This is a genomic window from Synergistaceae bacterium (genome assembly GCA_021372895.1).
GTDB lineage: Bacteria > Synergistota > Synergistia > Synergistales > Synergistaceae > JAJFTP01.
Window position 1 is genome coordinate 24,419 of the sequence record JAJFTP010000014.1, and the last position, 10,474, is coordinate 34,892.

The 10,474-nt window shown below is 44.0% G+C and carries 9 protein-coding genes; 6 read left to right on the plus strand and 3 right to left on the minus strand.

Translation table 11 applies throughout. The features are described 5' to 3' along the window. Positions 1-63: 63 nt before the first annotated feature. Both LLF78_01830 and LLF78_01835 read right to left on the minus strand, forming a co-directional pair. Positions 64-1,437: a sugar transferase gene (locus tag LLF78_01830; protein MCE5201241.1), complete on the minus strand. Its 1,374-nt coding sequence runs from the start codon at positions 1,435-1,437 to the stop codon at positions 64-66. Positions 1,438-1,983: 546 nt separating this feature from the next. Next, on the minus strand, positions 1,984-2,577 hold the full coding sequence (locus LLF78_01835; GenBank protein MCE5201242.1) for a transposase: 594 nt from the start codon (positions 2,575-2,577) through the stop codon (positions 1,984-1,986). Between the two features lie 554 nt (positions 2,578-3,131). On the opposite strand from LLF78_01835, the gene LLF78_01840 reads away from it, so the two are divergent. The 5 genes from LLF78_01840 to LLF78_01860 all read left to right on the plus strand — a co-directional run bounded on the left by LLF78_01840 (position 3,132) and on the right by LLF78_01860 (position 8,071). Beyond that, positions 3,132-3,764, plus strand: a complete 633-nt coding sequence (locus tag LLF78_01840) for a nucleoside recognition protein (protein MCE5201243.1) — start codon at positions 3,132-3,134, stop codon at positions 3,762-3,764. Positions 3,765-3,776: 12 nt separating this feature from the next. After that, on the plus strand, positions 3,777-4,310 hold the full coding sequence (locus tag LLF78_01845; protein ID MCE5201244.1) for a spore maturation protein: 534 nt from the start codon (positions 3,777-3,779) through the stop codon (positions 4,308-4,310). A 27-nt stretch (positions 4,311-4,337) separates the two neighbouring features. Continuing rightward, positions 4,338-5,255, plus strand: a complete 918-nt coding sequence (locus tag LLF78_01850; GenBank protein MCE5201245.1) for an LD-carboxypeptidase — start codon at positions 4,338-4,340, stop codon at positions 5,253-5,255. An 88-nt stretch (positions 5,256-5,343) separates the two neighbouring features. Beyond that, entirely contained in the window at positions 5,344-6,537 is a 1,194-nt protein-coding gene (locus LLF78_01855; GenBank protein MCE5201246.1) for an amidohydrolase, read from the plus strand. Positions 6,538-6,916: 379 nt separating this feature from the next. Further along, positions 6,917-8,071: a saccharopine dehydrogenase NADP-binding domain-containing protein gene (locus tag LLF78_01860; GenBank protein MCE5201247.1), complete on the plus strand. Its 1,155-nt coding sequence runs from the start codon at positions 6,917-6,919 to the stop codon at positions 8,069-8,071. A gap of 285 nt (positions 8,072-8,356) precedes the next feature. On the opposite strand, the gene LLF78_01865 is transcribed toward LLF78_01860, so the two are convergent. After that, on the minus strand, positions 8,357-9,595 hold the full coding sequence (locus LLF78_01865) for a MerR family transcriptional regulator (GenBank protein MCE5201248.1): 1,239 nt from the start codon (positions 9,593-9,595) through the stop codon (positions 8,357-8,359). Positions 9,596-9,782: 187 nt separating this feature from the next. On the opposite strand from LLF78_01865, the gene LLF78_01870 reads away from it, so the two are divergent. Then, on the plus strand, positions 9,783-10,474 hold a 692-nt coding region (locus LLF78_01870), incomplete at its 3' end, for an APC family permease (GenBank protein MCE5201249.1).

The following is a 10,474-nucleotide window of genomic DNA, read 5'->3' on the forward strand; positions in this document are numbered from 1 at the left end:
AGTAAATTTAAGATGCAGTTATTTCATTATAAACCTACACCTTAACAACACAACAGAACGTTCTTACTTTTTGTCTCCTTGTGTCTGAGTAGCCGTATTTTCCCCGCTTTTTATACCTTCCGTGCTATCCTTTGAAAGGACCGACCTAATAGTCATCAGCAGGATTTTGAAATCCTGCATCAGTGAATATGTCTGGATATAGATAAGGTCGAGTTTAAGCTTGTCTTCCGGGGTAGTGTTATATCGGCCTATAACCTGCGCATAGCCCGTGAGTCCGCACTTTACGCTTAACCTGTAGTCGAACTCGGGGACGATTTTTTTGTACTGTTCGATTATCTCCGGTCGCTCCGGTCTTGGTCCTACAAAGGACATATCGCCTTTCAATATATTGAAAAGCTGCGGCAGCTCATCGATTCTGTATTTTCTTATAATACGCCCAACAAGGGTGATCCTGGGGTCGCCTTCTTCTGAAAGCCTTGCGACTCCGTCCATTTCCGCATCAATTTTCATACTGCGGAATTTTAAAATATTAAATCTCCTGCCGTATTGGGAACAGCGTTCCTGCCGGTAAATAATCGGGCCTCCGTCACAGAGCTTTATACATACAGCTGTTATCATGATAAGCGGGCAAAATAACATGATTAAAAAAAGTGAACACAGGACATCAAACAACCTCTTGAAAAAACGCTGCCCCAAATAGAGTCCCTCGTTTTTTACGATGAAAAGCGGAGTATCAAAAAGGTACATGATTTCTGATGTCCTAAGGAGGATATCGCTGAGGGATGGAAGGAGATAACAGCAAATGCCATTTTCGACACATAATTTTAAAATCTCAGCAGTGCCTTTGTCCTGTAGATTGTAGATAACAACTCCGTCTATTCCTGCTATTAAATCAAGGATCCGATTGTCTTCCGGGCCGACCTTATGTATTCCCGCTATATGGAACCTTTCCGGCCGGGCATTAAACTTATTAATTATATTGTCCGGGTAATTGCCGTTATAAAGGAATATTAATTTTTTCGGAGTAAAAATCCTGATGTATACACGATTGGCAATATTAGCCCAGAGAGAAATCAGCGCCAGTTGTATGACTGTAACAATCGCAAATAATCCCAGCGGCATAAATTTCCGGCCGATAAGGCTTATCTGAAGATACGTAACGGAATTTACAATGACAAGGGAGAGCCAGTTGGAGTAAATTATATCTGTGAGCCTCTGGCTGCCGACCTTGTATCCGCCGTAAAGAGTGGTAAAGAGGTGGTAGAGTACTATATAAAGAACTATGACCGCCCAGTTGCCTTTTCTGAAGAACGGATTTATGATGACCTCGCTGTAGTATTCATTCCACATTAAAGCAAAACAGCAACCCACAATTATTGTTACGCTGCGCTGCAAAAAAAACATTATCGTCTCTTTGATTTCTTCAATTTTGTGCATGAGTTCCATTCCTTCTCATGATCCATATTTATTGTTTAAGAAAAAGAGTTTATCAGATTTATAAATTTGATTATGGATAGAATACGATCAAGTTCGCAATTTTAGGCAAAAAAACACTGCTGTCCGAAATATACAAAAACAAAAAAACGGATCCGGTTGCAGCAAGGTTTTTCTGTAGTATTTTGTACAAATTCAAAATCAGGTTGCCGATGCGGCATAAGAGCTGATTTTTCTTGATATAGCTACTTGGATCGACCTTCGTAAAAATTCATCTTGGACATGTGCGGCAAAAAAAGATATAACAAAGCCATTAGGGCTCCTTTAAACTAAATGCAGTCAAAACACTTAAAAAAGGAGGATCCCAATGGCTTTGAAAAAGAATAACACAGAACTTGAAGAATTACTACTGCAGTGTTTGTCTAACCCTGCCCGAGGCTCCCCATGCCGGGCCGGCTCTATGGCAGGTTTATGGCTGACGTTGTACAGTCAGCGGTACAGGAAAATCCAGTCAATGTAGTCATAGACTACATTGACTGGATTTATCCTTCATAAAAAGTTGTACTGCGAGTTTTTCTCTACGGAGAGCACGTTCTGAGGAGGAGTGATCTTCAGTTTCTCAAATATCTCAGCCGCTTCGGCTGTAATATCAGAGGTCATCCAAGAGGTATAGCCACCGGATCCGATAGCCCCTGCGGTAATACAGGACATTGCCTTTTCTGTTCTGTGCCAGGTCATCCCTGTCTCGTTTTCCGCGACCCGCATCAGTATCATCGCCACCCAGCAGATAAGGACATGGCATTTTATTCTTTCCTCAAGCCTGTGATAGACAGGCCGTATGTTCAAAATATTCTTCATGTCCCTGAACAGCCGCTCTATTACCCATAGCTGCTTATAACCCATTACGATATCTTCGGACTTCATCTTCATGTTGGAGGCACTGACAAGGAATTTGCCATCAAGAAGTGAATCCTCCGCTATCTTCTCCCGATCTAATGAAAGAACCCCGCTTTTGCTTTGCCTTACGTACCTGCCAAAAGTACCATGGGATCTCAGGGCACAAACCGCCTTTGCATGGTCCTCTCCTTCTGTCTGAGCAAGCGAGTCAAGCCTGAGCTGAACCTCTTTTACTACTATAACCACATTATAAACTCGGTAGACAGTTTATCCTTTCGCCCCAGGTTAAGAAAGACCTTGTAACAGTTTTGTCAGTGACTTTCTCCCTGTGGTTGTGTTCGCTTTTGTCATATCGACTGGACTGTACAACGTCAGTTAAAACATATATCATCTGGTTGTCCAGTGGCTTGTGAGGAAACGCAGTGGTGCGCCAGACATATGGTATCAGTAATATCAGGGAAATAGAGGGGGCGTCGTATGAAATAATTAGCAGGGAGGAAAACGAGAAGTATTTTTTCGGCCATATATAATTTCGTCAGGATCGTTTTTGAAACGGTTAAAGCTTAGAGCAGGATTTTGTGAACGAGTTACGTAGCGGTGTAATTATCAAGGGTTGCGTATGGGCAAAGAGACCGGCCGCATCTCAGTGTTTCTTATCGGCGGCCATGTTTAAAACGCATGTGCGATATCTGATGAATATGTTCTGGCGTGTGGATTAGTTCCCGGCGCCCTTTTGGGAACTAAGGGGAATAATTTTCTGGCAGTAGAAATAAAAGTATGATTATGAAGGGAGATTTGAGATGTTAAATATTATTTGGCTGGGATTGATAGTAATAGGAGTTTTAACAGCTTTTTTTGGCGGCAATGTGCAGGCAGTTACGGATGCGGCGATTGGTTTTTCCAATACCGCGATAGAAATATGCCTTGGCTTGATAGGAACTATGACTTTATGGCTGGGACTTATGGCCATCGCGGAAAAATCCGGGTTGACAAAGGTTTTTGGAAAAGCACTCAGCCCGGTAATGAAAAGGCTTTTCAGAGATGTACCTGAAGACCATCCGGCTATGGGGGCTATGGTCATGAATATTGCAGCCAATGTCCTCGGACTGGGAAATGCTGCAACGCCTCTGGGTATTAAAGCGATGAAGGAATTGGATTCGCTCAATGATCATAAAGGGGTGGCAACCGATGCCATGGTAATGTTTTTAGCGATAAATACTTCTTCCGTAACACTGATACCGGCGACAGTTATTGGTTTAAGGGTGGCGGCGCATTCAGCGAATCCAACAGAAGTGATAGGGCCGATTATTTTGGCAACAACAATATCTACCGTGTCTGCTGTTATCCTTGCAAAACTTTTTTCCAAATTTAATAGATATAAAATTGAGAAATTTGTTGATTCTGAAGAAAAAACGGATTCCGAGAATGTGTAAGGAGGAGATAATATGTTGCAGACTATTTTGAATGCGTTGTCATTATATGCGATCCCCGTCGTACTCCTGGGGATACCGCTATACGGATATATAAAAAAAGTAAAGGTATATGAGGTATTTGTTGAAGGTGCAAAAGAAGGGTTTACTACAGCTGTCCAGATCATGCCTTATCTGGTGGCAATGTTAGCTGCAATTGGCATATTCAGAGTATCCGGCGCAATGAATGTCCTTGTGAAAATAGTTGATCCTGTTACTTCCTTAATGGGTATGCCCGCTGAAATATTGCCCATGGGGATTATGCGGTCGCTATCGGGCGGCGGGGCTGAAGGCATGATGGCTGAGCTGTTTAAGACATATGGACCGGATTCGCTTATAGGCAGAATGGCTTCTGTGGCAATGGGTTCAACTGAGACAACTATGTATGTCCTTGCGGTATATTTTGGAGCCGTCAAAATCAGTAAAACCAGACATGCGCTGCCAGTAGGCCTGCTAGTGGACGCAATAAGCCTCATTGCAGCTGCTGTAATAACAAATATAGTATTCTGATCAGAATTTGGAGCAGAAGGTGTAAAAATGATTTTTCCTGATAAATTGAAAAAAGGCGATACAGTTGCTATTGTGGCGCCATCTTCTCCTGTATCAAAAGAAAACGCTGATTTATGTAAAAAACTTGTGGAAGATATGGGCTATAAGGTGAAAATGGGCAGATGCAACTATCGCTCTGTTCATGGCTACTCAGCCGGCACAGGCGAAGAAAAAGCGGAAGATATAAATCAGATGTTTGCGGATAAAGAGGTAAGGGCAATATGGTGCATCAGGGGCGGAGATACAAGTTCTCACGTAATGGACAAGATCAATTTTGATATTATAAGCAATAATCCTAAAATTTTCGTGGGGTACAGCGATATAACAAATCTGCATGTAAATTTTAACCAGAAATGCCATTTGATAACTTTCCACGGACCCATGGTATTTTCAAATATGCTCAATGATTATGATGAATTTACAAAAAACAGTTTTGAAAAAGCGCTGAACATGGACGATGAACTGTTATTGGAAAATCCGGACGGCGAGGACTTTAAGGTTATGTCGGATGGACATGCGGAGGGAATAATCACAGGCGGGAATCTGTCATTATTGACGTCGATGATCGGCACTCCCTACGAGGTGGAGACAAAAGATAAAATACTGTTCATTGAAGATGTGGATGAGGCTGTAAGAAGATTGGACAGAATGATGCATCATCTGAAATATTCAGGCAAAATAAAAGGTTCGGCTGGTATCATCTTCGGTGATTTCACGAATTGTATAAACGATACAGATGATGCTTATACGGCAATAGATATGCTGAATGATATCCTGTCCGATTATGGGAAGCCTGTGATGTATAACATTAAATCAGGACATTGCCATCCTACTTCTACGATCCCGCTTGGTGCAAAATGCATAATGGACACTAAGGATAAGCTGATCAAATTTATCAGGCAATAAGGTATTTCTGTTTATCCTATGCATCATCGAAGCCCTTTTGGCTCAGGCATAGGTTATAGATTGGCAGGAAAGGATCGACGACCTTATCATGACACCTGATTTTATTAAACTTGCACAATCAGAAAAAGAATGGCTGGTAGGCATAAGAAGGGATATCCACCGTCATCCGGAGACAGGGTTTGATTTGGATAGAACAGCAGCCATAGTTGAAGATACTCTGGAAGGGCTAGGGATTCCTACAAAGCGCATCGCCCGGACAGGAATCATAGGAAGGCTGCGAGGAGGAAAACCGGGACCGGTTTCCGGTTTCAGGGCAGATATGGACGCCCTTGAACTGAACGATGAAAAACAGGTCTTATATGCTTCAGAAGTCCCCGGCAAAATGCATGCCTGCGGACATGATGCCCACACCGCTATACTTCTCGGGGCTGCAAAGCTTTTATCCCCTTTAAGGGGAGAACTTGCCGGAGAGGTGCGTTTTCTATTTCAGCCCGCCGAGGAAACGGACGGAGGGGCGCTTCCCATGATCAGGGATGGTGCAATGGAGGACCCGGAAGTCGACGCTGTTTTCGGTCTTCACGTTGCACCGGGATACCCGACAGGGAGCATCGGCCTTTCCTTCGGCAAACTCCACGCTTCTTCCGATATGTTCGATCTTGAAATCCAAGGACGGGGGAGCCATGGCGCGGCGCCCCACCTTGGCGTTGATGCGCTGGCGGCAGGCTGTCAGGTCGTTTCCGCATTACAGCAGATCACAAGCAGGGAGGTCGATCCGCTCAATCCCATCGTAGTTACGGTCGGAACCTTCCTATCCGGCACACAGAGAAATATTATCGCAGGCAAGGCAGAGATGAAGGGGATTATCAGAACGTTGGATCCGCAGACACGTCTTTGGGCGCGGGACAGGGTCCGCAAAATAGCCGAAGGAGTTGCCTCCGCACTGGGTACAAGTGCTCATCTGAATTTTACAGAGGGATATCCTTGCGTGATTAATGACTCAAAGCTTGCCGGCTTTGTGGAGTCCATAGCCCACGAACTTCTGGGGCCAGATTCGGTGAACATTATGAATCAACCGACCATGGGAGTGGATGATTTTGCCTACTTTATTGAGAGGAGACAAGGTGTTTTGTTCATGCTTGGTGTCGGAAATGCAGAAAAGAAAACTGATTATCCCCTGCACAGCAATCTTTTTGACATAGACGAAGATTGCCTGCCTTTGGGGTCTGCCATTTTAGCGAGGATCGCCTATGATTTCCCGAAAAGGCCTGAAGCGCGGATATAGGGAGGAAATGTACATATAAAATAAAAGAGAGATTATTCGGCTGTCAAGCGATATACATGTGCAAAGACAGGAAATGATATGTTGCTGCATCGTTCTGGGTATTAAGGTAAAAAAATGAACTCCGAATATAAAATGTGGAAAGAGTCCTGTCTATTTCATGTCTGTTCCCCGTGCTGATCTGCATTTCCGAATACAGATTCTTTAGATATCGGTTTTAGCGGTGATTTATCCAGAATTATATAGGAATGGGTCTGCCCGTATTTGGCAATCTCACAATATACGATATTAATCATATGTAAATATTGATGACCCTTGTGTATTTATTATAGTGCATACTGCAACAGAGCTAAAAATATATTCTTGAAGGGGTGTATTTTTGATGAAATCTGTACAGATAGGCTGTGGGTTAGTGGGAAGCATCATCGCAAACGACATGAGCAGCAGCGGTTTTGACGTTACGGTGGCTGATCTGAACGAAAAAGTCCTTGCCGGCCTTAAGTCGGAAAACCCTGCACTAAAAACAGTTGTTGCATCCTGCACAGACGAGGTGAGGCTCCCGGAGATCCTTAAGGATGCGGATGTTGTGACAGCAGGTGTGCCCGGAAGATTTGGGCGCAAAATGATGGAGACCGTCATCAAATCAGGGAAAAACCTATGTGACATTTCCTTCATGCCTGAGGATTTTGAGGAACTGGACGGGCTTGCGAAAGAACACGGCGTTACGGTGATACCCGATATCGGTGTGGCTCCGGGTATGTCCAATTTCCTGGTAGGCAGGGGAGCCGCTTTGCTTGACGAAGTGGAAAATGCCGTCATCTATGTAGGTGGGATCCCGCATAAGCCGGTGCCTCCCTTCAATTACCAGATAACATGGTCGCCTGCGGATGTTATTGAAGAATACACGAGGCCTGCCCGTTATATAAAGAATTACAAAATTGATGTCATCGAAGCTATGGGAGACCTGGACCAAAAGGATTTCCCCGGCGTGGGCAGGCTTGAGACCTTTATAACAGACGGGCTTCGCTCACTGATGAAGAACATAAAGGCCAAAAATATGCAGGAGCGCACGATGCGCTGGCCCGGTCATGTTGAACAGATGAGACTGCTTCGCGACATGGGCCTCTTCGAAGAAAAGAAACGCGTTCTCGGGGGATTTGAAGTCGTGCCGCGTGATATAGCCTGCGACCTGCTTTTCCCACTGTGGAAAATGGATCCCGAAAAGGGAGACAGGGATCTCACCGTCATGCAGATCGAGGTTTCCGGTTATAAAGGACACGACTTGGTTACCTATACCTGGGATCTTTGCAACATGTTCGACGAAAAGACATGGCGAAATTCAATGGGACGCTGTACCGGCTCAACCTGTTCAATCTTCGCCCAGGCGCTTGTCAAAGGGCTTATTAATGGAAAAGGAGTGATATCACCGGAAAAGCTCGCGAGCTCGGATGAACTGTACGAATTTGTAATGGCCGAACAGTCAAGACGAAACATCATCTACACAGAGAGCGTTAAAATCGTCAAAAACGTGAAATAACCGTACAAAGGCTTAGGTCCCTTTATGAAAAATACGAGGGTGGTATAATAATATACAGCAGTGAGACAGTTACGGTTTTCCATAACTGATTTTGTATGCAGGATCCGCCAAAGCTTCGGCTTTCGGATCCTGTTTTTTTGGGGAAAACTTTGGGGCAATATTTACAAGAACAGGCGGAAACTGCATCCGCCGTGTATTTGCAGCTTTACAGGCCGCGGTGAATTGGGTCTTAGAGAGTATAAAGTATGGCGTAAGAATGCTGTAGGAAGCGATAATCATTTATCGTCATTTCTTTTTCTGTGCCAGATAAGAAAGCAGATGCATCCTTTCATTTTTTACGTGGAAAGAAAACCCCAGGTTTTCGCCTGAATCAACGGTATAGCCGAGTTCCTCTGAATCAAGAATATTAAAACCGTTTCTGATGTTTTTCAGAAAACACTGTTTGTTGAAGTTATTTACATACGATTCGGGATATTCTTTCAGCAGTGTGTGCATAGATTTTTGCCCATGGTCAAAATAGAAATATGTGCCCAGTGCAAGAGCGTCATTTTTCAGATATGGAGAAAGATGGTCCAGCCAGAAAGTATGGTGATAGAAATTGTGCTCGTTAAGAGCGAAGAAATCTATGTTTATATCGACCGTCTGTGGTTTAAGCGGCGGTTCCAGTCCGGCATCGGCAATGTAAAGGATATCAAGCCCGCATTTTTGCCTTTCGATCAGACCCTTGTAAACACGCAAAGTTTCCGAAAATTTGTCGATCACGATTATTTTAGTATCTTTAGGCAGAATGTGCTGGTGGTTGTGGAGAAAGAACCACGCATTGACATAGGTTTCAAGCAGCACCTTGCCGGACGGCTCCGCATACAGCAATTTTTCAGTCATCCAGTTGTATGAACGCTGAAACAAGCTTATCAGATCCGGAGGCAGATCTTTATAAAGTTCACGCACGAGGTCTGGTTTATCATATTTACTTGTATTAAGGTTCGGTGTCTGTAGTATCCCGTCGGCAATATGCGCATGATAGCCACAATGACAGCTGAGATCACCGTTAAAGATATACCTCTGGTTCATATGCACGTTACCGAGCATCAGCTCTTTATGACAGACCGGGCAACAGATGCAGCGAAGCATTGAGAGAGGAAGCCCTATATCAGACGGACTGTCCATCATATGAATATCCAGATCGGTTATTTTCTTTTCCAGGGAGGCTTGGGCTTCCATAAGCTGGATTTTGTTTTTTCCCAATGTTTCTATCTGGTGTCTGTATATGTTTTTCAAATCATCCACATCCTGTTTGTCAGCCAGGTTGGAAACTCTGTACAGGGAAATGATCCGATGGATGACCTTGAGTGAGAAGCCAAGGTTTTTCAAATCCAGGACAAACTCCAGTTCCTTAAGCGTATTGTCGTCAAAGACATATTGTCCGCCTGCGTTTTTAGGCGGAACAATAAGGCCGTAGCTTATATAGTAATAAATATTGTCTGTTGATATGTGATATTTATTGGATACCTGACCTATGCGCATACATTTATTGTTCCTTTCGATATCGTTCTCCTGTTCTGACTTCCCCGCAGTATACTATAAACGTTGAGTGGACTCAACCTTTTTATAGTTTTTGACAAAATCCTCTATTGACCTTGACCTACATCGAAAGGTTAAAACATATATATTCCAGACGTCTGAAAAATCAAAAAGTCAGGGGGCATTTATTGTGGATGAGAACAAGATATTGAAGCGCAGTTTCGGTATGCGTGAAGCTGTTACCATTACAGTAGGAACTGTAATAGGTGTCGGATTGTTCACTGTCGGTGCCAATGTAGTTGGCCTTATGGGCGCATCGGTGATACTGGCAACGTTTGTTGCTATGCTGATCAGTATATATCCCGCATTGCTATACGCCGAGATGGGTGCGGCCCTGCCGTATGCAGGCGGCACATATAAATACGCTTCCGTAGGTCTGGGCAGACCTTTCGGCATGCTCGCCGGATGGAATTTCATAATTTCACTGGTCTCCGTGACCAGTGGTGAAGCGCTGGCTTTCAGTTTTTACTTTAAAACGATTTTCAGTGCTTTCGGCGTTGAACTTCCGATAAGCGATGTGGCGATAGCAAGTGCCGCTGTCGTCGTATTTATTTTTACAAACATCCGCGGCGTTGAAATGACCGGCCGGTTACAGAACGGGTTCATGTTTTTCTTCTGGGGCGTGGCGCTTATATGGTTTGTAATGATGCTTCCGAATGTGTATCTTGGCAATTTTGTAAAAATACCTGATTTCGTCGATTTTTCCCCTAAAAGTTTTATAGGCAATGTCGCCCTGATATGGTGGTGTTTCGCAGGATTCGAGACCTGCTGTGCCATGGGTGAAGAGATCAGGTACCCGCATATCAACATTCCGCGCGCACT

What these genes read in the sequence shown, in the direction of transcription:
- LLF78_01830 (MCE5201241.1), bottom strand. Translation starts at nt 1,437, where the DNA reads ATGCACAAAATTGAAGAAATCAAAGAGACGATAATGTTTTTTTTGCAG.
- LLF78_01840 (MCE5201243.1), top strand. Translation starts at nt 3,132, where the DNA reads ATGTTAAATATTATTTGGCTGGGATTGATAGTAATAGGAGTTTTAACA.
- LLF78_01845 (MCE5201244.1), top strand. Translation starts at nt 3,777, where the DNA reads ATGTTGCAGACTATTTTGAATGCGTTGTCATTATATGCGATCCCCGTC.
- LLF78_01850 (MCE5201245.1), top strand. Translation starts at nt 4,338, where the DNA reads ATGATTTTTCCTGATAAATTGAAAAAAGGCGATACAGTTGCTATTGTG.
- LLF78_01855 (MCE5201246.1), top strand. Translation starts at nt 5,344, where the DNA reads ATGACACCTGATTTTATTAAACTTGCACAATCAGAAAAAGAATGGCTG.
- LLF78_01860 (MCE5201247.1), top strand. Translation starts at nt 6,917, where the DNA reads ATGAAATCTGTACAGATAGGCTGTGGGTTAGTGGGAAGCATCATCGCA.
- LLF78_01865 (MCE5201248.1), bottom strand. Translation starts at nt 9,595, where the DNA reads ATGCGCATAGGTCAGGTATCCAATAAATATCACATATCAACAGACAAT.